The sequence below is a fragment of the Flammeovirga sp. OC4 genome (assembly GCF_000812565.1).
Lineage (GTDB): Bacteria > Bacteroidota > Bacteroidia > Cytophagales > Flammeovirgaceae > Flammeovirga.
This window is the reverse complement of record NZ_JTAM01000051.1, coordinates 53792-78211: the sequence shown is the minus strand read 5'-3', so window position 1 is coordinate 78211 and position 24420 is coordinate 53792. Positions and strand designations below refer to the sequence as shown.

At 33.8% G+C, this 24420-nt stretch carries 23 protein-coding genes and 1 tRNA gene; 14 read left to right on the top strand and 10 right to left on the bottom strand.

What is annotated here, in order from left to right:
• The coding region (locus tag PL77_RS30905; protein ID WP_156152473.1) for an Ig-like domain-containing protein at positions 1-601 on the top strand (601 nt) is incomplete at its 5' end.
• A 368-nt stretch (positions 602-969) separates the two neighbouring features.
• Here the strand turns inward: PL77_RS30905 and PL77_RS21425 are convergent.
• From PL77_RS21425 to PL77_RS21405, 5 genes are all read right to left on the bottom strand, one after another.
• Entirely contained in the window at positions 970-1260 is a 291-nt protein-coding gene (locus tag PL77_RS21425; protein WP_044210080.1) for a DUF3817 domain-containing protein, read from the bottom strand.
• Positions 1261-1373: 113 nt separating this feature from the next.
• Positions 1374-2033, bottom strand: coding sequence for a hypothetical protein (locus tag PL77_RS21420; RefSeq protein ID WP_044210078.1), 660 nt, complete (start codon positions 2031-2033; stop codon positions 1374-1376).
• Positions 2033-2545, bottom strand: coding sequence for an RNA polymerase sigma factor (locus PL77_RS21415; protein ID WP_044210076.1), 513 nt, complete (start codon positions 2543-2545; stop codon positions 2033-2035). The genes PL77_RS21420 and PL77_RS21415 overlap by 1 nt, the downstream gene beginning before the upstream one ends.
• Before the next feature lie 230 nt (positions 2546-2775).
• On the bottom strand, positions 2776-4065 hold the full coding sequence (locus PL77_RS21410; protein ID WP_044210073.1) for a hypothetical protein: 1290 nt from the start codon (positions 4063-4065) through the stop codon (positions 2776-2778).
• 239 nt (positions 4066-4304) lie between these two features.
• Positions 4305-5345 carry a hypothetical protein gene (locus PL77_RS21405; RefSeq protein WP_044210070.1) on the bottom strand — a complete coding sequence of 347 codons (1041 nt, stop codon included), beginning with the start codon at positions 5343-5345 and terminating at the stop codon, positions 4305-4307.
• 700 nt (positions 5346-6045) lie between these two features.
• On the opposite strand from PL77_RS21405, the gene PL77_RS21400 reads away from it, so the two are divergent.
• From PL77_RS21400 to PL77_RS21390, 3 genes are all read left to right on the top strand, one after another.
• Positions 6046-6879, top strand: coding sequence for a Cof-type HAD-IIB family hydrolase (locus PL77_RS21400; protein ID WP_044210068.1), 834 nt, complete (start codon positions 6046-6048; stop codon positions 6877-6879).
• 277 nt (positions 6880-7156) lie between these two features.
• Positions 7157-8290, top strand: coding sequence for a toxin-antitoxin system YwqK family antitoxin (locus PL77_RS21395; RefSeq protein ID WP_156152472.1), 1134 nt, complete (start codon positions 7157-7159; stop codon positions 8288-8290).
• A 207-nt stretch (positions 8291-8497) separates the two neighbouring features.
• Positions 8498-9691: a PQQ-binding-like beta-propeller repeat protein gene (locus PL77_RS21390; protein ID WP_044210064.1), complete on the top strand. Its 1194-nt coding sequence runs from the start codon at positions 8498-8500 to the stop codon at positions 9689-9691.
• A 75-nt stretch (positions 9692-9766) separates the two neighbouring features.
• Here the strand turns inward: PL77_RS21390 and PL77_RS21385 are convergent, their stop codons facing one another.
• A complete protein-coding gene (locus tag PL77_RS21385) occupies positions 9767-10303 on the bottom strand; it encodes a lipocalin family protein (RefSeq protein WP_044210061.1) in 537 nt (178 codons plus the stop codon).
• A 309-nt stretch (positions 10304-10612) separates the two neighbouring features.
• Between PL77_RS21385 and PL77_RS21380 the strand changes: the two genes are divergently transcribed.
• Complete coding sequence (locus PL77_RS21380; RefSeq protein WP_044210059.1) at positions 10613-11953, top strand: hypothetical protein; 1341 nt, start codon at positions 10613-10615, stop codon at positions 11951-11953.
• A gap of 81 nt (positions 11954-12034) precedes the next feature.
• On the opposite strand, the gene PL77_RS21375 is transcribed toward PL77_RS21380, so the two are convergent.
• Together PL77_RS21375 and PL77_RS21370 are read right to left on the bottom strand one after the other, a co-directional pair.
• Positions 12035-12907, bottom strand: a complete 873-nt coding sequence (locus tag PL77_RS21375) for a hypothetical protein (protein ID WP_044210058.1) — start codon at positions 12905-12907, stop codon at positions 12035-12037.
• A 91-nt stretch (positions 12908-12998) separates the two neighbouring features.
• Complete coding sequence (locus PL77_RS21370) at positions 12999-13391, bottom strand: nucleoside 2-deoxyribosyltransferase (protein ID WP_044210056.1); 393 nt, start codon at positions 13389-13391, stop codon at positions 12999-13001.
• Positions 13392-13626: 235 nt separating this feature from the next.
• On the opposite strand from PL77_RS21370, the gene PL77_RS21365 reads away from it, so the two are divergent.
• The 7 genes from PL77_RS21365 (at position 13627) to pheS (ending at position 20421) form a co-directional block, all read left to right on the top strand.
• Positions 13627-14010, top strand: a complete 384-nt coding sequence (locus PL77_RS21365; protein ID WP_044210052.1) for a hypothetical protein — start codon at positions 13627-13629, stop codon at positions 14008-14010.
• A gap of 192 nt (positions 14011-14202) precedes the next feature.
• The gene (locus tag PL77_RS21360; RefSeq protein ID WP_044210050.1) at positions 14203-15111 is read left to right on the top strand and encodes a bifunctional enoyl-CoA hydratase/phosphate acetyltransferase; all 909 of its coding nucleotides are present in this window, start codon (positions 14203-14205) and stop codon (positions 15109-15111) included.
• The gene (gene buk, locus PL77_RS21355; protein ID WP_044210047.1) at positions 15112-16194 is read left to right on the top strand and encodes a butyrate kinase; all 1083 of its coding nucleotides are present in this window, start codon (positions 15112-15114) and stop codon (positions 16192-16194) included.
• A gap of 3 nt (positions 16195-16197) precedes the next feature.
• A complete protein-coding gene (locus PL77_RS21350; protein ID WP_044210044.1) occupies positions 16198-17382 on the top strand; it encodes a hypothetical protein in 1185 nt (394 codons plus the stop codon).
• A 10-nt stretch (positions 17383-17392) separates the two neighbouring features.
• Positions 17393-17641: a hypothetical protein gene (locus PL77_RS21345; protein ID WP_044210042.1), complete on the top strand. Its 249-nt coding sequence runs from the start codon at positions 17393-17395 to the stop codon at positions 17639-17641.
• A gap of 1049 nt (positions 17642-18690) precedes the next feature.
• Complete coding sequence (locus PL77_RS21340; protein WP_044210040.1) at positions 18691-19155, top strand: peptidylprolyl isomerase; 465 nt, start codon at positions 18691-18693, stop codon at positions 19153-19155.
• A 210-nt stretch (positions 19156-19365) separates the two neighbouring features.
• Positions 19366-20421, top strand: a complete 1056-nt coding sequence (gene pheS / locus PL77_RS21335) for a phenylalanine--tRNA ligase subunit alpha (protein ID WP_253274006.1) — start codon at positions 19366-19368, stop codon at positions 20419-20421.
• A 155-nt stretch (positions 20422-20576) separates the two neighbouring features.
• Here the strand turns inward: pheS and PL77_RS21330 are convergent, their stop codons facing one another.
• Positions 20577-21113 (bottom strand): acyl-CoA thioesterase, encoded by a 537-nt coding sequence (locus PL77_RS21330; protein ID WP_044210037.1) that lies wholly within the window; start codon positions 21111-21113, stop codon positions 20577-20579.
• A gap of 153 nt (positions 21114-21266) precedes the next feature.
• On the opposite strand from PL77_RS21330, the gene PL77_RS21325 reads away from it, so the two are divergent.
• Positions 21267-21337: transfer RNA gene (locus PL77_RS21325), tRNA-Cys, on the top strand.
• Positions 21338-21587: 250 nt separating this feature from the next.
• On the opposite strand, the gene PL77_RS21320 is transcribed toward PL77_RS21325, so the two are convergent.
• The gene (locus PL77_RS21320) at positions 21588-22367 is read right to left on the bottom strand and encodes an SDR family oxidoreductase (protein ID WP_044210034.1); all 780 of its coding nucleotides are present in this window, start codon (positions 22365-22367) and stop codon (positions 21588-21590) included.
• 769 nt (positions 22368-23136) lie between these two features.
• Here PL77_RS21320 and PL77_RS21315 point away from each other — a divergent pair.
• Entirely contained in the window at positions 23137-24387 is a 1251-nt protein-coding gene (locus PL77_RS21315; protein ID WP_044210033.1) for a c-type cytochrome, read from the top strand.
• The last annotated feature ends 33 nt before the right edge of the window (positions 24388-24420 follow it).

Genomic DNA, 24420 nt, shown 5'->3' with positions numbered 1-24420 from the left:
AGGTACCGCAGAAGTTACTGCTACCTCAACTGAAGATGATTTCTCAGATAAAATTGTATTCACGGTCAACCAAGTAATCGAAGAGATATCAGTGACAGGAGTAACATTATCTGAATCAACAGTAGATCTAATTGTCGACGGAACACATCAATTAACTGCGACAATTGCTCCAGAAAATGCAACCAATTTGAACCATACTTGGACTACATCCAATGACAAGGTAGTAACGGTCGATGAATTAGGAATGATTACAGCTGTATCTCCTGGTACCGCAACTATAACCGTATCAACAGCCGATGGTGGTTTTACAGCATCAGTAGAAGTAACCGCAGAAGGTGCAATTTTATCATTAACAGACGACTTGAGAAGTAAAATCTCAGCTTACCCTGTACCGGCAGAGGATTTTATTCAATTCAATAATCTACCAAACGGTCGTTATGAGTTTACTGTAAGTGATACGAATGGTAAAGTTTTGATATCTGAAGTAATGAATTATCAATCGGGAGACCAATTGAATGTGAGTGAATTACCAGCTGGAATTTATATTGTGAATATTCATAACAATAGTATTCATGAATTCATTAAAATTCAGATTAAGTAACCTAAAGTACAATGAATAGAGTGACTAGGTGATTCTTACACCATATTTAAAAACTATGGGTAGGTGATAAATAACCTCATTAAAACCTCAGAGTTAGTGTAGTTAGATCACTTACCCAGTTATAATAAACTGTCTCTCACGTATTTCATTAAAGATGTAAATAGAAGAATATTATGATATTTTGTTTGATTCAAAAATACAATTGAAAGGAAACCGACCCTCTTTTTTTAGAGTGAAATCAAATAATTGAATAATATCTTCACCAAAAAAGTAATCCGATAAAATCATCATTTAAGATGTATTTTATCGGATTATTTAGCTTTTAACTTCCAAGCTTGTAGGAATATCAATTAGTAGCTGATGAATGATTACTTATCAAACTCCTTAAATATCTTCTTATCTGCTACAAAAGTTCCAAACGGAATCAATGAAGCCAAAAATGCCCAAACACTATTTTTAAAACCCCATTTAACAGTTAAATGAATATATAAGACAATGGCTACATATAGAATAAATAATACTCCATGCCCCATTCCAATTATTTGATTAGGTTCATGTATATCTGCCATGTACTTCAAAGGCATGGATACAAACAGAATTAATAAGAAAGAAATCCCTTCCAGAAGACCTACAAATCGGATTAATTTTATTCCTGACATTTTTTATAGTGGTTAAGTTTGTTGTATTGGTGCCAAATTTACCAATAATTTTATTACTCCTAATTTTTAATGTTAATTGTCAGTGTTATCATTATTTAATCCTCCAGAATAATTTACCTTTCAAATTCCTCGATGTCGTTAATGGCTTCCAAGGCTTTCATTGTTTTTGTTCCAGTAAATATTTTTATTGTTTTATTGACCCACTTTATATGTAAATTTTTGTAAGATAATTTATTAAAAATCCATAGTAATGGTATAATTAAAAGGAAGTTGAAGACTAAATAGTTTTGTACAAAATCAGGGTCTAAGTGAGGGTATAAATCCACCCCAAAGAATAAATCAATTCCAACAATTGCATAAGCCCACCATACAGGAGCTGAAAGAAAAACTAATTTCATGAATAATAAACCATGTGCGTTGACAAGCTCTATCTTTTTTCTTATCTCAACTATTGGTTTTGAGAAATCAATCTTTTGTAATAATACAACTTGTCCTATACTTCCGATCAAGGCAACCAAAGTAAATAGATGGACTATGATACCACTAACAACTAAATGTGTTTGTTCCCAATGATTTGCAACATACCAACCCGAAAACAATACTAAGAAACTGAAGGAGATCACTTCGATAGACCTTGACCGAACAATTTTATTTCTATTTTTTTGAGATTCATCAAGTTGTAATTCATTCATTGCTGAATCATTTACCTGAAGCACTTTATCTAACTTTGAATTATAGGCTTCCATTATTTTTCTTAATTCTATATCTTCCATTATCTACTATTTTTTTGAAATTCCTTCTTTAATTTTAATTTGAGTCTACTGATTTTCGTAGCAACATTCGTTTTTGAGATCCCTAATATTTCCGCAATCTCTTCATAAGATTTTTCTTCCAAGTACAATAACATCAGTGCTTTATTTAATTCATCTAAATTATTAATGAATTGTTGCAACAGCTTTATATTGTTGTCTAACTCTGTCTCGTCGTCCTTTTCATCTACGATACTATAAATTGATTCTACACTAGAAAAATCATTATTGGTTAGCCATTTCTTTTCTTTCCTGTAAAATGAAATAGCAACGTTAAGAGCAATACGATACATCCAAGTTGAGTATTTATATTCTGGATTATATTTATCGAATGCATTCCATAATTGAATAATGATTTCCTGCTCCAAATCTTTGCGATCTTCCATATCCTTACAATAAGAGTTCACTATTTTATAAATAATTTTCTTGTGTGAATTTATCGTCGAGATGAATTTATTTTTTCTGTTTGCCTCCATTCAATGTTCTTTATGTGAATGTAAATTTTATTGTATCCATTATCTTAATGTTTACCTTATTATTCGCAGACATTTCTAAAAGTCACACTTTTCTTTATTTTTTTTGGAAGAAATATTTTTTAGTCTCGTTAGAAGATAATAATTGAGGAATAAGAGAAATAAAAAAACTCCAACCTTAAAGTAAATAATACTCTAAAGTTGGAGTTCGATGTCTGATGACTTAATCTACTTTACTTCTTCATGTTAGAAGTAGCGATTTGACCAGCAATAATCGTAGAAAGTAAATCACCTCCTTTGCTACCACCTTGACCGGAGAAGTATTGCTCCGGTAATTTAATCTTACTAATATTGGCCCATTTCACAGAATCCTTACGGTATTCCCAAAGCGATTTTTGTTCTGGAGTTAATCCAGATGAAACCAATTGTTTGTTGGCATAAGCCTTTGTTTCAGCAATAACTTTTTCTGTTTTCGCTTCTAATTGAGCTGTTTCATATTTTATTTTGGCTAATTTTTTATTGGTTTCTTCTTGTTTCAATTGCGTTTCAATGGCAATCAAACTAGAGACTTGTTCTTTTTCCCTTTTTACCCTTTCTTCCGCTTTATCTCTTTCACCTTCCGCTAAAATTCTTGATTGAGCTGCTTTTGCCGTTTCAATTCTTTGAATTTCCAATTGACGTTTAGCTGATTCATCTCTTTGAGATTCCAATCTCTTTTTAAAAGAAGATTCCATGTCAATAGAAGGTAAAACAACCTGAGAAATTAAGATATTGTTCTCAGAAATTTCATTAGGTATTCTTTTAAATCTACCATTTTCATCTGCTACTTTTTCAACAAGGTACTTTTTACGGATTTCTTTAATTCCTCTGACGTCTTTTTGGATCGATTGGTCAAATAAAGTATCTGCTGTTTCTATTTTTCTTACTTCATAAGAACCATCTTTCAATTGTTCTTCAAAAGTTTGACGGAAAGACTGAGCGTCACCAGAAATATAGTCTTGTGCGGCATACATATAAGCTGTATTGACTAACTGTTCCCTAATGGTTGGAATCAGGGTCATTGCGACAAGATTTTCTTGTGATCTAAATTTTACGGCTACATCAATAAATGCCTGATCAGTGTTAGGCATTTGTACTCTCACAGATGGATAGCCTAATGCCGTCACCTGATCAATAAAACGAATATTGACAGGCTTCATCGAAGAGTTGTCATCATCCTCTACATCTTCTGTAGTGATATCAATATACTTACTCCAAGGCTGAACTTTACCAAACCAAGTAAAGTGATAACCTTCACTCATGATAGCAGCTTTCTGTCCGTTCGGATAGGTTACAAAATATTGATATCCAGGTTCAGCCCACATAATTGCGTTGGATAAAACAATTGCGAAAATGGCAAAAGCAAAAGAGAGAATACCAAATTGTGGTTTTAGGAAAGTGAAATTTTCCTGAAGTTTTGGGAATAATGATAATACACTAAACACAATACAAACAAAGACGATAACATAGAATAACAGTGTCATAATTATAAATTAATAGTTGCTGATATGTTGAATAATATTTACAAATACATAAACGTATTACGTTAGGTAAAGGATGTTGTTTTAAGAATCTTTAGCTCGGTGTTAAGGAATTGATATTTTAGGGTAGGTTTTATCTTCAAATTCGGAGGTTCTTTTTTATATGTAAGGAGATCGCTCTTGTTGATAACTAAAAACTCCCGAATAACATTGAGGCATTCGGGAGTTCTTTACGGTATAATCTATTTTACCAAACTTTTCTTATTCATCTTTGCTAAACTATTAATGAATTTTTTCAGATGCTTTTCTTTAAGGTGTGTTCGTGTATACATCTTTGGTACTATTACGTCTTGGTAAACTACCTTGCCTGTTTTAGCTGATGTTACACAAAACATCTTTTCGGGAGTATATTGTTTAATGTATGTCATGTAGTAAATATCTTTCCCTTCAAGAATGAGTGCTTCAATATCTTTTTTCTTGACTATCTTATATTCGTAAGGGTAATTTTTTAAGAGTTGACCAACTTTTTTTGTTTTATACATTTTTTCATTGTTCACACCTACAAATTCATCTACATAAAGCACGGTATTTTTGAGATTGACAATATCCTTATTCACTATAGATAAATCCTTTAAGCTTCTTCTGTATAAATTATAATTTTCTAAAGCTAAATTCAGTTGTTGTGCTTGGTTTTTAAAATGTCCCAATGAAAAATTCACCATGCATTTTTGGGTGTACAAAGTATTTAAGATATTCTTATTGGCTAATCTGGAAGGGTTTTCTAATCCCACAAATATTTTAAGCCACATTTTTGAATTTGTATCATAAAGAACATTTATCTTGGTAGAATAAGAGTCTTTTCTAGCATATTTTTGATGAATTCTAATATACTTTTCGGCAAATTTTTCATCAAAAGTATGTAAAGCAAAATACGTATAAAACCATTCGTGTACCGCACTATTATCATATTTTACTTTTAATGATTCACGAACCAAATGATATACAAGGTATTCTGGTGTACCGTATTTGATAGGATCATAACTTGAAGCAGGTATAACTTTAAACTCATTGAATGTCCATACTTCTTTTAGAATATGATAATAATGGTGTTCATCATAAATTGAAGGAAGTACAAAAATTGTAGTTCTATTTTTTAGTTCATCTATTTCTAGTTGATATCTTTTCATATCACTAGGTTTTTTGATGTTTGGTAAAAACTGAGCTTGGCTTGTTGTAACTCTTGCTAAAGAGAATAATACAAGTAGTAGCAAAAAAAGTTTCATAGTTGAAGTGAGAATTGGTTTAAAAAAATGAATTGTAACAATAGTTCAAAAAGAGCTGATTCATTTTAAATCAGTTCTTAACAAAGTTATTAAAGACTTTTTAAAAGCAAAAGGCAAATGCATTGTAAACTAAGTTTTCGTTATTTATGGTGTTTAGAAATCAGGAGATTTCTGATGATCTGTAGAGCACGAATGACGCTACCTCTTAACATTCGCGCTAGTGGACTTTCTACCCAATTCATTTTGCTACTTCTTCCCTTGGCCTTGAAGGGAAAAGCGTCAAGAATTTCATGGAATGAGCCGTTAAAAATGATTTTCTTGTTTGAGCAAAGCGAGTTTAAAATCATTTAGGCGAGAGGAATGAAATTTAGCTTTTGACTTCAAAGCCTAGATTTTTTGCTTCGTTTTTCATCAATGGAAAAATGAAGAAGAATGAAGCTTGAAAGTAGGGTATAAAAGCCTGAGTAATATTGATTGAAAGTTTGTGGTAATTTAGTTTACAATGTAGCAAATACCTATTTGGTTTTATGTGTAGCGTATATATGTTATTCATTCTCGTTGTAAAATCTTTTACCATAAACCACCTAATAGAAGTAAACATTAATAACTAATCTTATAATCCATTAACATCAGTTTTGAGAATAATATAGTAACTATGTGATCTAATTTAAATCGTGTGTTTCGAATCAACTAAATCTAAATGAACTTAGGCTATAAAATGCTAGTCCTTGATATGGACGATACATTATTAACGGATGATCATATCATATCTGAAAGGAACAAAGAAATGCTACTAAAAGCACAAGATGAAGGGGTGAAAGTGGTATTGGCCTCTGGTAGACCTACTCCTGCAATGCTCTCTTACGCGAGAGAATTAGAGTTGGATCGCTATGGCTCATACATCATTTCTTATAATGGAGGTGAAATTATCGATATGGTGGATGAAAGCGTGATTTATTCTCAAAGCCTAACGGTCCAAAATATTCATGATTTGTATGATTTTGCTACAAAAAACAACGTAGACATTATCACTTATTCTTCTGATAGTATTTATAGTGAATCACATTCTGAATACATTCAGGTGGAGATTGATCTTACTAAAATGCATTTTGATAAAGTTGCTGATTTCAAAAAAGCAGTCGATTTTGAAGGAGTGAAATGTATCATGTTGGCTGATCCATCAAAACTTCAAGAAGTAAAACCTTTATTGGAAAGTGCTTTCCCTGAATTAAGTGTTTCTTTCTCTAAACCGTTCTTCTTAGAAGTAACACAAACGGGTATTGACAAAGCGGCTACTTTGGCAATGTTAGCAGAGACAACAGGGATCAAAAGAGAACAAATTATTGCAGTAGGAAATGCCGGTAATGATCTCTCCATGGTAGAATATGCAGGTTTAGGTGTTTGGGTAGACAATGTTACTCCTGAACTTAGGTCTAAAGCAGATGTTATTGTCGCTTCTAATAATGATGACGGAGTAGCTGAAGTGGTAGAGAAATTTATCTTGAAGACGGAAATGCATTTGGAAGTAGTGTAACTTTCTCAGTCTATCTGTAGTAGATTTTCTTTCATCCTCAGTCCTCAACTTAAATTGGGAGCTGAGGATGATTTATTTAGATTACAGTGTACTATCAACCTAAAAACTAATCATGATCTTCTGATGTTAAACATCATAAGTTGTAAATCCTTTTTTAAGAGGAATGATATGATGACTATAAATCTTTTGTAATTATACCTTTTTCAACGATTCTTTATTTTTTTATTCCCTTGAAACCTCTAATTTCAATAATCAAATTCCCATTTTATTTATCAATATGCATTTTCAAAATAAAAGAGATATACTACTTTATCTATTACTGCTTATCACACCTTCAATGCTTTATGGACAAGCTGTCAATGACAGTTTAGAAGAACAGGTAAATTATGCGAGTAGTAAATTAGTCAAATCCAAAGGAGCACTTCTGAATGGTGAGAAGCATGGAGAGTGGAAATATTATTTTAAATCCATTAAAGACAATCATCTTATTTACAGGATTGAAACCTACGATAAAGGGGTGAAGCATGGGATATTCAGAAAGTTTACCAACGAAGGAATCATTATTTCAGATAAAAAATTTGATCACGGGAAACTCTCAGGAGAGCACAAAAGATATTATGACGACGGTACAATACGTTACTTGAGAAATTATGAAAATGGTCTGCCTGAAGGGAATAGCTATTACTATTTTGAAAATGGAAAAACAGAGGAAGTATGTCATTTTGCTAATGGAAAATTAGAAGGGGAGTATGTCAAGTATTACAGTGATGGAGGCGTGAAAGAAAAGATCTATTATGTTAATGGGTTGAAGGAAGGAAAGTATTTCTATTACAATAAAAACAATCAATTATTTGTAGAACGAGAATACAAGGAAGGGAAAAGAATGGGAGACGAATTGACCTATTATTCGAATGGTCAATTACAAGAGAAAGTACGCTATGAAGATCAAAAAAAAGTAGGGAAGTATGAAGAGTTTCATGAAAACGGGAAGGTAAAAACGTTATGTTTTTATGTAGACGGGCAAAGAAGTGGTAAATATCAATCGTTTTATGATAATGGTTTTAAGGAAGTAGAATGTCATTATAAAAATGGACGTGCTGAAGGACAATATTTAGAATTTTCAGAAGAACAAAAAGACAAAATATTCAGTAAGAAATTTTTTAAAAATGGATTACTTGAGGGGGAGGAGATCTTTTATTTTGAAAATACTGATACATTAGAAACACTTATCACTTATGCACAGGGAATAAAAGAAGGTGATAGTAAAAAGTGGTATTCATCAGGTCAATTAAAAATTCATCGAATCTATAAAAACGATAAGCTTATTTATCATGCATCGTATACAGAAGACGGTGCATTGATCAAAGAAGGAAGACTAAATGAAGAGACCAATAAAATGATTTTTAATTAATGAAATAAAGCATTTCATTCCATACATTATCATTGATGAACTTTCTTAGCTTTTGACTTCACAGCACTGACTTTTTGGCGTGTTTGGGAAGTAGAAGAGAGAAAGCAAGCAGGAATATCGTTTGATAGTTCACAATTCGCTAAATTGCAAACACAACACAACTACTACGACTTTTAAATAAATACTTCAGTAATAAATAATAAGCAAATGAACAAAATTTGTAAACTACTACTACTTACTCTTTTGTCCTCTTCTCTCTATGGACAAAATACGCTGTTATGGGATTTTAAAACCAAAGGCAGAGTGTATTCAACTCCAGTTGTTGATGACAGTAACCTTTACATAGGGAGTAATGATTCTAGTTTGTATGTTTTGGATAAAGAAAATGGTCAAGTGAAATGGAAATTTAAGACCAAAGGTGAAATCAAATCACGACCACTTCTCTATGCAAACAACGTCATCTTTAATAGTACAGATGGATGGATCTATGCTCTTAATAGCAAGAGTGCAGAAGTGCAATGGCGTTTTAAAACAGAAGGTGAACAACGTAAAGATATTTGGGATTATTTTCTATCCTCTCCCATTATTGACAATGGAAGAGTAATAGTTGGGAGTGGTGACGGACATATTTATGTTATCGATTCACAAAGTGGAAAGTTGATCTGGAAATATAAAACAGATGGTATTGTGCATGCTACTCCATTGGTTCATCAAAATAAAGTTTTAATCGGAAGTTTTGACGGCTATTTTTATGCACTTGATGCTGAAAATGGTAGCTTGATTTGGAAGTTTAAAACTGTAGGTGATGCGTATTTCCCTATAGGAGAAATACAAAAAGGAGCAGCTTTATATAATAATACGGTCATTTTTGGCAGTAGGGATTACAATATTTATGCTTTAAATAGTGAAACAGGACGAGGAGTTTGGAATCAAAAAGAGACAGGAAGTTGGGTGATTGCTACACCATTGGTGATTGATGATGCCGTTTATGTCGGTACTTCAGATTCACATCGATTTTGCAGTCTTTCTGCTGTAGATGGTACAGAAATTTCGTCTTATTCTTTAAACATGCGTGTTTATGGAGAGGCAGTTTTGTATGAAAACAATATCTATTTTGGGTGTTTCAATGGGAAATTATACACTATTGATCAATCAAAAGGAAAACTAAAGGAGTTATTTCAGACATATGGAAGTCAAATGAACTACCATAATGTGTATAATAAAAAAGGACACTTTAAAGCAGGTTTTGAGTTGTATGGTCAAGATGTAGAAGGAGCGGAAAAGAAAATTTTAGACCTAGGGTCTATTTTGTCTACTCCAATTATTGATAACGGAACGATCTACTTTGGCGATGCTAATGGTGTTATCTATTCTGTAAAAATAGATAAGAAAACGATTTAATTTGTAACACTATATAAAATATAAAAGGCATCTAACTTTGATATTAGATGCCTTACTTTGTAGATTTTATATCTATTATTCTCTAGAATACTTAATTCTACCTTGAGCAGTTACTTTTTGTGTAATTCCACTCGAAGTCACCTCTTGAGAAAGGTTGAAATCAAGAATAAGTTCATTTTCTGTCAAAGAGGTAACGTCCAATGCTTGAGCTGCTGCACTTTCATTAGATAAGGTTAATTGATTACCATTTAAAGACCATGTACCTGTTTGATCGATAGCGACATTAGTAAGATTAAAATCAATACTATCAAGTTCGCCATTCAAGCCCTCAAAGTATGTTCTGTTGATGATATCTGTTGTACCAACAACTTCCATCGTTTTATCACTATTGAATCTAGTAGTGATATTAATGTTTTCGTAAGCATTTAATGATTCAGTGTCCACTGCCATATCAGAATCCATCACTGTTGTAGTCGTACGAACTTCTTGGAAAGTATTTTTCCATTCACCTACAAGTAGTGCACTGTCGATAGAATTTTCAGCATCATCAGTACATGAAGAGAAAAGACACGCAAAGATGAAGAGACAAAAGATTGAGTTGATCTTTTTCATTTCAGAAATTAATAAAGTTTGTTTTAAGTAAAATTTTCAACTTTCAATGTAATAATTAATGTTAATAAAGTCATCTTTTGGAAGGTTTATTATCAAGAAATAGTACAATTTAGAATAAATGTAATTTAATAAGCGTTAGCTGTTATCATAAAAGATATATACGATTAAGCTTAATTATTGAGCTGTTAATATTGATTGCAGCAGCCTTTGTTTTAGCCCTTAAATATTTTTAATAGTTAAATTTATTGTATTACTTAATACATCTGTATATTTGTTGCCAATCTAATTTTATTTTAGCTAAAAACAGAAATGACAAAATATTTACTTTTACTCCTAGTAGCAGGAGTATCATCCTGTATCACTTCATCTCCCAACACTATTACAAAGAGTAAAGAACTTAAAGGAGATGTATTTCAAATCATCGAGAAGAAATATTACGCGAACCTGAGTAAAGGAGGGTATTCTATAGAATATGAGGATAATTTATCTTATGATATTACGACCTATGACTCACAAAATAATAGAGTGAAGAAGGAATACATCAATCGTGAGGGAGAAGTGTTTTGGTATATCGAAGATGCGTATGATGCAAATGGTAATTTGATCTCGAAATCTAGTTTTTTTGATCATCAACTTGAGTCAAAGTTCAAGAATAGAATAGAGGATGATAAGGTGGTGGAAACAACATATTATGGTAAAGATGGAAAAATCAGTCGCACTAGTTTGAGAAAATATGAAGGAGACTCACTTTATATTGTGACAGAGTTGGATACAACTGGAGCGATACAGATGATCAGTGACATCAGAAAAGAAGAAGGAAAGATCGTTTCAATGATAGATAAGTTTCCGACAGGTAAAAGAAAAAGGAGTATAAAATATGAGCTCAATAGTGCTGGAAATATTACTAAGAGAGTTGAGGAAAACTTTCAAGATGGAATGTTGAAAGTAAATCACTTTGAATACGATTATGATCAAAAGGGGAATTGGGTAAAGAAATATCATTTTAGTCAAAACAAACAACTACAGCAGGTTTCTGTTAGAAATATAATTTATACAGAAGATGAAAAGAAACCCATTACTCAAAATACGATTCTTGGAGAGTGGTTTATATTTGGTACAAAAGCAGATAAGCTAGTACTGAATGACGATTATACTTTCTCTCTAGGAAAAAAAGAAACTTCAGAAGTTACCGGGGTATGGTCGTTGAACACGAAAAAACATCAACTCATTTTAAAACAAACCAATAAAGAAAATGAAATTGTATTTGACTGTTCTCTAAAGGGGGAAATGTTATATCTGCAAAGCAAAGATATTGAAGAACTACTCCAGCTAGAAAAAAGGGTACTAATACTCGAAGGTTTTATTCAAAAAGTATCAGAAAAGGCATTCCTCAAAAAGTGGAAAATTCAAGATAATAAAAATGCATTTATAGAATTTTTACCTGATGATAGTTTTGTTATTTCAAGCTCTACTGAAGTCCTTGAAAAAGGGTTTTGGAAGTTAAACGATGATATGATTCTTCTCAGAGAAGATGAAAAATCAAAAGGAGGGGAGTTTATTTATGATTTTAATGATAAGTACTTAAAGATATTTGATACTTCAGGTAATATCATTTTCCTTTTAGAGGAGTATAATGAAAAAATGAACTAGAATTCCCTTTTTTTATGGGGAGTCACATCACAAGTGCGACCTAAGTAGTAGTACACTTGTGATGTGGAAATAAAAATTATTTTAATTCTCTATATAGTAATATTCATAGCTAATGTAATCTTCTGAACCTGAGGTGTATTTTATAGATAACTCAGCGGTGATTGGATAATTATCTTCATCATAATTGAATTTATACTCCCAAGTATAGAGAAGCACAGGAGCCCCACTTGTATAGGTTGTATTTGTAATAAGCTGAGGATTATTTTTCGTTTTATAGGAATCGAAATTATAGATCATCTGCGGAAAGTCCATTCCTTCAAAATGAGTGGCTAACTTGGGGTTGTTGTCGTAGTGAATGGAAATGACATTTACAGGATCTTTGTCTCTATAGCTTTCAATTTGTTGGTCGAATGCTTCTGTATCAAGCAATGCTTCCTCTCCTGGTACATATCTTGAGATTTTAGTAATGTTACCGTCGGTCCATTCAAAAAAGTCTAACAGAAAGACTTGATTATCTTTGAAATGTTTTTTGACAAAGGGTTTATTGACATCATCAGAAAACAGGTGTTCGCTATCAATTTCTCCTGTTGTGATATCAGAATATTTAATGATTTTATGATCTTTTACAGAAAAATTATAAACCTCCTGATAATATTGCCCTTCATCGTTTTTTAATCCAAAGGTATATTCAGTAATATGTTGATCTGAACTGTAATTAATATTTACAATTTCTTGACTACTTGGATACTGAGGAGCAAAAGGGTGATCTTCAAACTTAATGGATTGTACAGTGAAATCAGGTTGATAAGTAACAACATGAGCTTTCAAAAAATCACCTGTTTCTTTTGAAAAACTCTTAATTCGGCTGATGTGTTTTAATGGTTGAGTGTCATTTTCATTAGTACATGAAAAAAAGAAGAAAAGGCTGATGCCAAGAATAAAAATGTGTTTCATTTTAAATTAAGTACAATAGTTTGTTTGCATTTATGAAGTTCAAAGATAGTCGTTTTGTGTGAATAAATGTTCAATGTAATTTTCAAGTAAGTTATATTTTCATGAACATTGATAATTTATCTTTTAAATCAGTAACATCCTCGTATACTAAAACCTGATCAGCACATCCACTCACAGTAGTCGAATAATCACTCCCTTTTTTTCTAATGTAAATCACTGGAATACCCTTCGCAAAAGCATAACCTACTTCAATACCTACACCTATCGCTTTTGTGGTGAGTTCTGCAATAAATACATCGCTGCTATCTATTTCTTGAAAGGCAGTGGCCATCATTTCTTTTTCTTCATGAGGTTGGAAATGATAGTGATCTACAAATACAAAGAGTTCACAATGCTCTTTTTGAAGAATTGACCTAAGCGTTTCTATTTCTTTGTCAAACTTTTTTCTGTTGGAAAAACTAATTCCTAAATAGGCTTTTTTCATGGGAGAGTATCAAAATTTGTGATGGATCAAAGATAGAGAAAGTTAGAGGGAGGTCAATTTAGTTGAAAGTATTCTCCTAAAACTTTCAATCTTTTCAAATGGTGTCATTTAAAAAAGAATAGCATTTTGGTTTCAGTTGACTTAATAAAAGCAAAAATGATTATTATTCCGATTTCGTCCCTTAAATTCGCCTCAGATCTACATTGTATTGATATAAACCGATTTATTTTACATCATGAAAATCAACCAAATAAAAACACTCAATTATCTTTTTATCATTGCATTTTCTCTATTTGCTTACGGATGTAAATCACAGCAGATTCAAATTGTAGGAGGAGACAGTCAAGGGCAGGTGGTGGCCGATGATAATGGATTACAAGTGACACCGGGAACGTGCGTTTTTTATGGTGAAGTACTTGTAGTTGAAGGTGGTGGAGTAATCTTTTTTGTAAAATCATTAGACGGTTGTGGCCCCGGAGTCACTAGATACCCTAAAGTAGGAACTAAATTATCGGCAAGGTTTAGAGGAGAGTTACCTTGTCAGGTAGGGGAACATGTACAAGTGAAAGTTTCTGAATTTGAGAAATCGTATTCTATTTTAGAGGTGATTCCTTTATAAACACTGTCTTATTTAATCGTAACTTTGCGAAACCATATACAACCAAGCCGACGGAATTAGGGTAATATCTCAGAAGGAAGTTGAGGTGTGTTATACTCCACATCTTGAAATAGCTTCTAACTGATCATTTACACCTTTTCATTACCAAAGGGTTTGGAGCCAAACATATATACATACTAACCATTATTTATTATGCTAAAGAGTATTTCTGAACTAGTTGATATTTTAAATGCTCAAACGGCCAAACGTAGATTAGTTTTGTGTGCAGCAGCAGACGATAATGCCCTAGAAGCAGTACATAAAGCTTATACAGCCAATATCATCGAACCTGTTTTGGTGGGAAATAAACACGACATCGAAAAGGTTTGTAACGATCTAAACATCAGTTTTGGAGAAGAAGTGGAGATTTTTCACGCTTTTGAAGTGAAAGAAATGGTCAAGATTTCGGTCTCTTTGATTCATGATGGAAAAGCGGACTTCTTGATGAAAGGTCATTTATCAACCGCAGAGTTAATGAGAGGTGTGCTGAATAAGGAGTGGGGATTAAAGAAAAGTAGAGTGATTTCTCACCTTGCTTTGTTTGATTTGCCAGCTTATCACAAACCATTGGCATTGACAGATGTGGCCATGAACATTGCTCCTGATTTAGAAACAAAAATTGGTATTCTAAACAATGCGATTGATTTCCTACAGAAGATCGGAATCAAAAAGCCAAAAGTGGCAGCACTTGCAGCAGTAGAGATGGTCAATGAAAAAATGCCAGCTACGCTTGATGCCGCCCTTTTAACGATTATGGCAAATAGAGGTCAAATCAGAAATTGTGAGATTGATGGTCCTTTGGCTTTTGATAATGCCATCAGTCAAGAATCTTCTTCACACAAAGGAATTAAAGGAGCCGTTGCCGGTGATGCGGATTTACTATTAGTGCCAGATATTGAGGCAGGGAATGTGTTGTACAAAGCCTTTGTTTTCTTTGCAAGCGCAAAAGTAGCATCCATTATTTTAGGAGCAAAAGCACCAATTGTCCTCACTTCACGTGCAGACTCAATGGAAACTAAATTAAACAGTATTCGTCTGGCTGCAGCATCAATCGAATTTTAAATGATGAATAATAGAATCTTAGTGATCAACCCCGGATCTACTTCCACAAAAGTGGCCGTTTTTGAAGGGGACAAAGAAATAGTAGAAAAGACTTTAAGACATTCATCTGAAGAACTTTCCCAATTTCAAGAAGAAGAGGAACAACTTAATTTTAGAAAAGAAAAAGTTCTTTCTTTTTTAAAAGAAGAAAGCATTGCACTAGAAAGTCTTGATATTGCCATGGCAAGGGGAGGTTTAAGTAAACCTATTCCTTCAGGAGTTTATTTAGTGGATGATAATTTACTTCATGATCTAAAGGAAACTCCTAAAAAGCATGCAAGTAATTTTGCTGCTAAAATCGCTTTTGACATCGCTTCTCCTTTAAAAATCAAAGCATGTATTGCGGATCCGGTTGTGGTTGATGAATTATTGGAAGTAGCAAAAATGTCTGGTCACCCAAAATTCCCTAAATCTTCGGTATTTCATGCCTTGAACCAAAAAGCGATAGGAAGAGAACACGCTTCAAGGATAGGAGTGAAGTATGAAAATCTTAATCTCATTATTGCACACCTTGGAGGTGGTGTTTCTGTCGCGGCTCATGCTAAAGGTAAGGTAGTAGATGTTAATCAAGCTTTAGATGGATCAGGCCCTTTTTCACCAGAAAGAAGTGGTTCATTACCTGTTGGAGACATCATCAGAGCGGCATTTAGTGGAGCGTATACACAGCAACAAATGATAGAAATGTTGGTGGGTAAAGGTGGAATGTTTGCTTATCTAGGCACAATAGATGCTAAAAAGGTTGTGGAATTAGCTGCTGAAAAACCTTCAAAGGAAAGGGAAGTGATGGAAGCTATGATTTATCAGATTTCGAAGGAAATAGCATCTATGGTGATTCCTTTAGAAAATAAGGTGGATGCCATTTTATTGACAGGAGGTTTAGCATATGGAGAGTGGTTGACCGATAAAATTAAAGATAAAGTTGAGTATATTGCCCCTGTTTTTGTTTATCCGGGAGAAGACGAAATGAAGGCACTTGCACTCAATGGACTGAGAGTTTTGACTGGAGAAACAACACCAAAGTTATACGGAGAGACAATTTTCTAATATATGATCAATCAGGCTACGAAAAAGTTTATTCTAGAGCACGAAAATGAAGATCCTTCAAAAGTGATTTTTAAAGCAGCGACTTTAGAAGAAGTAGATGGTAAAATAGCAGCACATCAAATTGTATCAAGGCAAAAGGCCAAAAAAAAGTTACCTACTTGGTATAATAATGAAAATATTGTTTACCCTAATAAAATTCCGTTAGAACAAAGCTCATCCGAACAGACAGCGAAGTTCAAAGCGAGCATTTTACAAGGTGAAACCTTAGTGGACCTTACAGGTGGAATGGGGATAGACGATTGGGCTTTTGCCGATGTTTTTCAAAAAGTATATTATTGTGAACGACAAGAAGACCTAGCAGAAATTGCGAAGCTTAATTTTGTAGCACTTGAGAAAAACAATATTGAGGTAAATGCAGGAGATAGTGTGGAATGGTTACGTTCACATACCTTAGATTTAACCGCTATTTACCTTGACCCAGCACGAAGGGATGCTCAAAATAATAAAATGGTGGGTATTTCTGATTGCGAGCCTGATGTAATAGCATTGAAAGAATTATTGTTTGAAAAAGCAGATAAAATACTAGTGAAACTGTCTCCAATGATCGACATCAAGCAAGGAGTAAGAGCATTGGAGTCAGTTTCGAAAGTTTTTGTCATAGCCGTAGAAAATGAATGTAAGGAAGTACTTTTCTTAATGGAAAAAAAAGCTGAAAGTAAAACCTTTATTCAATGTGTAGATTTTCCTAAAAATCAACCAATTTCTAAGTTTGAATTTCAGTTAGAGGAAGAAGAATACCAAGAAGTGGAATTGGCTGTAACGTTGGGACGTTATCTATACGAACCGAACGCAGCAGTAATGAAAGGAGGCGGTTTTAAAAGTGTGGCACAATATTATAGTTTAAAAAAGCTAGGCACAAACTCTCACCTTTATACCTCTGAAGATCTTATCGAAAATTTCCCTGGTCGTAAATTTGAAATTAAGGCAAAGTCTCAAGTACAGAAGAAAGCCTTACAAAAAATACTACCTGGTATGAAAGCGAATTTAACGGTAAGAAATTTCCCCCAAACAGTGGATCAATTGAGGAAAAAACTTAAATTGAAGGAGGGAGGCAATGATTACTTATTTGCTACATCTATAATGAGTGACGAAAAAGTGTTATTATTGTGCGAACGAATTAATAAATAGACCTAGAATTATGTACAAGACTGTTCATTTAAAAACAAAAAAAGAGTCAAGAAGAACAACCTCTGACAGATTGCGTTCAGTGAAAGTAAGTGGTGAAGAGACATCACTTGCAGTAGATGAGTGTATTCAAGCACACGTTGCAGAAGGTTTTAAGGTAGTAAGTATTACTCCACTAGTTTCGGCGAGCTCAAGTAACGTCGGTACAGGTGGTTGGGGCTTTAGCTACACTGAAGGTTTGATTATTGTCTTCGAAAAATAACCAGGAACAATTATCTATTCATTCAAAACCCAATGTCATTAAGCATTGCTAATAGTATTGAAATGATTTAATTGAAGGTTAGAATTGCTATTTAATGATATCACGGAACAAGTGATATGAAATCCGGGTATTTCTATTCAACTTTTTTTGGAAAAGCTTAAAGTCAAGAAAAATGATTTTAAGCTTTTCTTTTTGTATTCAGTACATTGTAAACTAAGTTTTCGTTAATTAATATGATTACTTTTTTGGGGGAAATGATGCTGTATTGTGGTTCGCAAGGACGTTTTATTAAAACGTCCCTACAGAACTGCACTTTAAAAGATCATTATAAAACAGTTTTCTTTTGATCTGTAATTAGATAATCATCTAGCAGTAAATTCCTCGGCCTTGAAGGGAAAAGCGTTAAGAATTTCATGTATTAAGCCGTTAAAAATGATTTTGTTGTCTGAGCGCAGCGAGTTTAAAATCATTTAGGCGAAAGAAATGGAATTTAGCTTTTGACTTCAAAGCCTTGAATTTTTTGCTTCTTTTTGTTTTAAGACAAAAACGAAGAAGAAAGACGTTTGAAAGTAGATCCTATCAATGCTTGTATAAAGGAAGCTTGAAATTTGACGATAATTTAGTTTACAATGTATTCAGTTTAAAGTATGTTCTTGAGAAATTAGAGGATTTCTAATGATTGCTAAGACACAAATGACACTATAGCTAAACATTCGCATTAGTAGGCTTTCTATCCAATTCGTTTAGTAGTTCTTCTCCGGCCTTGAAGGAAAAAGCGTTAAGAAGATCACAGAAGTCTTGTTAAAATGTCGATTGAAAGTTGACAATGATTTAGTTTGAAATGTACTTACTTCTCACCTTAAACACACTCTCTTTTAATCACTTAGAAGGTCTAAAAACAACCACACGCTTACTATTATTTATAAATGAAATATAATCTGATCAAACTCTTTTAAATATCTTTTAATAAGACCTTGTTTACTATCAACATCTTAGTAACTTTGCGACCTTTAGGGCGTAGGTTCGCTCTTTAATTAAAAGATAATACAATGTCAGTAGCAAAAAAAGGTGATAAAGTAAAAGTGCACTATGTTGGTACTTTAAATGACGGTTCTCAATTTGATTCATCAGTAGAGCGCGGTGAGCCTATCGAATTTACATTAGGTGCGGGACAAATGATCCCAGGTTTCGACGCAGCTGTAGATGGTATGAAAGTAGGTGAGAAGAAAACTGTAAACATCCCTTCTGACCAAGCTTACGGTCCTGCTAGAGAAGATTTAATCATCGAATTCAAGCGTAGCGATATTCCTGCAGATATGAATCCTAACGTAGGTGACCAAATCGGTCTTCAAAGCCCTCAAGGTCCAATTCCTGCAACTGTAGTTGAGTTAACTGAAGAAATCATCAAAGTTGACGCTAACTCTCCAATGGCGGGTAAAGATCTTAACTTTGACATCGAGTTAGTTGAGGTTTGTGATGCAGATTCTTGTGAAGACGGAAACTGTAACTGCTAATTTGTAGTTCAGTACAGATATAAACTTTATAAAAAAGCACCTTTTCGAGTTATCGGAAAGGTGTTTTTTTGTTATCAATTGGCAACATGAGGATAAATTTGGCCGATTATCGTCTTTTTATGATTTTACTCGTGTAATAGGCGAATAAAGTTATTAAATTTGCAGATTGAAAAGGAAGAGCATATTCTTCCCAAAAGAATTTGATTAAAGATGGAGGAAACTCCATTGTCAATATATTTAGAAATTATGCTTGAGCAGATTAAAAAAATCGAAGAACAAATAGAGAAAGCAACAGCTCAAACGAAAGAAGAGTTGGAAGCATTCCGCGTAGGTGTAGTAGGTAGAAAAGGTATTATTGCAGATCTTTTTTCTAAAATGAAAGAAGTAGCTCCAGAGGAAAGAAAAACTTTTGGACAAACTGTAAATGCACTTAAAAATGCTGCTCAAGAGAAGTTTGATGAATTACAAACAGCTTTAGAGGATTTACAGGCAGATGATATCAACCATCATGACCTTACACTTCCAAATATCCCTAACGAGATGGGTGCAGTTCACCCAATCACAAAGGTTCGTGAAGAAATCAACAGAATTTTCGAACGTATCGGTTTCAATATCTCTGAAGGACCAGAAGTGGAAGATGATTGGCATAACTTCTCTGCATTGAACTTCCCTCCAAACCACCCTGCGAGAGAAATGCAGGATACTTTCTTCATTGAGAAAGATCCAGATATTGCACTTCGTACGCACACTTCTTCAGTACAAGTTCGTGTGATGGAAAACCAAAAACCTCCATTCCGTACTTTGTCACCAGGTAGAGTATACAGAAACGAGACAATCTCAGCTCGTGCACACTGTATCTTCCACCAAGTAGAAGGTTTGTACGTAGATAAGAATGTATCTTTCAAAGATCTTAAAGATACTTTATACTACTTTGCAAAAGAATTCTTCGGTCCTAACACAAAAATCCGTTTAAGACCTTCTTACTTTCCATTCACTGAGCCATCAGCAGAATTAGACGTTTCTTGTTCAGTATGTGGCGGTAAAGGATGTAACATCTGTAAGTACTCAGGATGGGTAGAAATCGGTGGTTGTGGTATGGTAGATCCTAACGTATTGAAAGCGTCAGGTATCGATCCGGAAGAATACACAGGTTTCGCTTTCGGTATGGGTATCGAGCGTATGACCATGTTGAAATACAAAATCAATGACCTTCGATTGTTCACTGAAAACGATCTTCGTTTCTTAGGACAGTTCAAAGGACTGTAAATTGAGGTAAAAGGTAAGATTACCTTACTCTTTTATTTCGAAATACTTCATATATAAATCCCCAATTATTCTGATTAAGCCAGAGTAATTGGGGATTTTTCTTTTAATAAAAAACTATAATCTAAGTATCAGTAATCAAAATGGTATAACTTACCTCATACCTCTTCATCATTCATCCCATCTTTCATCATCTGATGCAGTGACTTCGCATCCTTCGGCTTCATTCTTCCTGCCATCATTAATCTTACCTCTCTTCTTTGTAGTGCCCCATCATATAGTTTTTTCTCACTATCAGTCTCAGGGACAATTTTAGGAACAATAATAGGTCTTCCTGTTTGGTCAACAGCCACAAAAGTAAAGAAGGCAGTATTGGTTTCTACTTTAGTACCATTAGGGATATTTTCGCTCCATACTCTAATAAAAACTTCCATAGAAGAGTTGAAGGCTCTAGTCACTTTAGCTTCCAGCGTGACAGTGTCACCTAGTTTAGGGGAATATTTAAAAGAAACATTATCTACAGAAGCAGTCACGACAACTCTATTGGAATGCTTTTGGGCAGAAATTGCAGCAACTACGTCCATGAGGTGAAGTAATCGACCACCCATTAAATTATGTAAGGGGTTTGTATCATTAGGAAGGACCATTTCTGTACTAATGACAAAGGAATCCTTTGGAAACTTTTCTAATTTCATGTGTTTATATCTAATGTTCGAACAGAATGGAAAGTTAATGATATTTTAATTGTATGTTTTATAGATACTTAAATTTTATTTAGAGATTTTTTTGTCAAATTGTTTTGCAAGTAAAAAATCATGTGCTACTTTTGCATCGTCTTAAAGAAACAGGGTGCCATGGCCGAGTGGCTAGGCATCGGTCTGCAAAACCGCGTACGGCGGTTCGAATCCGCCTGGCACCTCTAAAAGGTCAAGATTTTTATAAATCTTGGCCTTTTTTTATGTTCAATTTTGTGTGAAAAAATCCTATTACCAATTTGTCAATTGAGAATAGGATCACTGAAGAAGTAGGTCGTTGAATTAAGAGTTAAGATGGTTTAAGAAAAGGTTAAATGCAAAGTTCTCGTAAAAGACACCTATGTTTTACATGATCATCAAACGGAACAACAACACGAACCGTTCTCTTCCTTCAAACCTTTTACCTCAAAAAACTTATTTTGTTTCCTGCATCTGACGAATCTGTTTTAAAATAATTTTCTTAGGTGTAAGAGGAGCAAAGGCTGTCATGATTTTCTGAGAAGTTGTTAATCCCGAAATCACATCCAATTTTCCTTTCAGCATTCCATTATAACCATCTAATGCCACTTTGTACGCACTAGCTGTTTTGTCGAATAAAGAAGTTTTATCCATACCCGAAACTTTAGCAAACTCAGTAGCTGTAGCACCTGGTAGAAGTGCTGTTACTGTAATATTGGTATCATGAAGCTCTTCAGCAATGGCATTACTAAAGAAAGTGACATAAGCTTTAGTAGCATAATAAACGGCTTGAAGCGGGCCAGGGATTAAACTTGCAGTAGAAGAGACATTAAGGATTCTTCCGCTGTTTCTTGCAACCATATCAGGCAGGAAGTATCGTGTTAAAGCTGTCAAGGCAGTAATATTTAAATTGATCATAGCAAGGTCTTTTTCCCATTCTCTCTCATGGAATTTACCTACTCCACCAAAACCTGCATTATTAATAAGATATTCTACGGTAATAAGCTTTGATTTAACCTCGTGATAAATCTCCTGAGCAGCTTCAATTTTTGTAAGGTCCTTGGCAATTACTTTAACTGAAATACCATAGGACTTTTCTAATTCATTTTTCAATTCATCTAGTTTATTTTTACTTCTAGCTACGATCACTAAATCCCCGCCTTTTTGAGCATGGATTTTAGCAAATTCTTTTCCTATTCCTGATGATGCTCCTGTGATTAATGCTACGTTTTTCATGGTAATTAAAATTGATATTTTGCCTTGTTTAATTTTGTGATTGAGAACATTACAAATATCATTACTTAGTAAATGCTTCAATAACACAAATCCCCTTTCTCTAAACACAAATCACTTTTTGTGATTGTATGAGGTTGAAAAAGTGTGAGAATTAGAGGAGGTGGAGATGAATTTATTTTTCACTTTATGATTTGAGTGAGAACTTTCTGAATTAATAGATTTAGGTGTTATTACAATGTATAATGATATAAGCTTGATAAATTGATCTTTTAAAACAGGTATAGGAGTCTATGGGGGTAAATGTGTTGATTTTTAGTGTATTGTTAAGATATATTAGTTAGATGCGGGGTAATGTTTAGAATAAATAGGAATCATTCGATAAATAAATTTCAATCGGTTTAGAACAAACTTTGTGAACATTCAATTGTAAATATTGATTGATAGAAAAGTTATTATCTCTCAATGCAATATTTTCATTTATTATGAATATTAACATCTGTTAAAGTATTAAGCTGACGTGGGTTTAGGGCAAAAAGATGTCTAATGTCATTTTTTTTTGTAATTTGGAATGATTATAAATAGTGATTTATTGAATTTTACCTGTATTAAATCGTTGATATATAGTGTTTTGTGAGTAAAATTTTGTATTTTTTAATAGATCGCTGTTTTTAATGCCAAGTTTGAAATATGTGCTCCCCGTATTAGCTTTGCACTCGAATGTACAATTGCATATTTCATCTAATTTTTTAGTATACAAAACTTCAATGGTATGAGTATCGGCAGAAGTGTATTAAGGTTGCGCTACACATTGGCTGTGGTGTGCGGTTTACTGCTAACAAGCGTAACAGCGTTTGCACAAGGAGACGGCATTCCCACTGATGAAGCGTCGATCTCGGCCGGGATGGAGCTTTTCGATGGCAACTGCTCTTCCTGTCACCAAGTACACGAAAAAGGCGTCGGGCCGGCGCTTAAAAATGTTTATGAGCGTCGTGATGTAAAATGGTTAACGAGCTTTATTAAGCACCCAGGCAAAACAATCGAAAGTGGTGATGCATACGCAGTAGCACTTTATGACAAGTTTAAGCCTACTATTATGCCTAACCAAGATCTTTCAGATGCAGAGATCTTACAGGTTTTAGCATATGTAAAGGATGCGACAATTAAAGGACCGGCAAAACCAGAAGCAGCTGCAGATGCAGCAGGCGCAGGAGCAGCAGCTCCACAAGAGGGTATGGTAGTTAGCTCAAACTTATTGGTTGGAGTAATTATCGGCCTATTAGTGTTATTAAGTATTGTTTTAATTGTATTAGTCGTATTGGCTAATGTATTAACGCAGTATTTAAAACAACAAAAAGGACTAGACGAAAACGACACAGCTTACATCAACGAAAAATTCAGCTTAGCTGCGATTTTCAAAAGCCAAGTTTTCATCGGAATGTCTTCTTTTGTATTCGTAATGATTGTAGCTAAAGTAACTATTGATTCTTTATTCGCAGTCGGAGTACAACAAGGATATGCTCCAGATCAACCTATCCAATTCTCACACAAACTTCACGCAGGGTATTACGAAATTGATTGTAAGTACTGTCACACAGGTGTAGAAAAGTCTAAGAATGCCAACATTCCTTCAGCGAACATCTGTATGAACTGTCACAACAGTATCCGTCAGAATTCTCCAGAAATTCAAAAAATCTATGCGGCGATTGAAAACAACGAACCTATTCAATGGGTACGTGTTCACAACTTGCCTGATTTAGCGTATTTCAACCACTCACAACACGTGAAAGTTGGTGGAGTTGAATGTCAGACATGTCACGGTGAAATCGAGAAAATGGAAGTGGTACAACAACACTCATTGTTAACAATGGGTTGGTGTATTGACTGTCACCGTCAGACAGATGTAAACGCAAAAGGTAATGCGTATTATGACAAAATGGTAGAAATGCACGAAGCTACTTCTAAGGATCCAATGAAAGTAAAAGACATTGGTGGTTTAGAGTGTGCAAAATGCCACTATTAATTTGTCGCTTTTTGAACCTTTTGTTCACTAAGC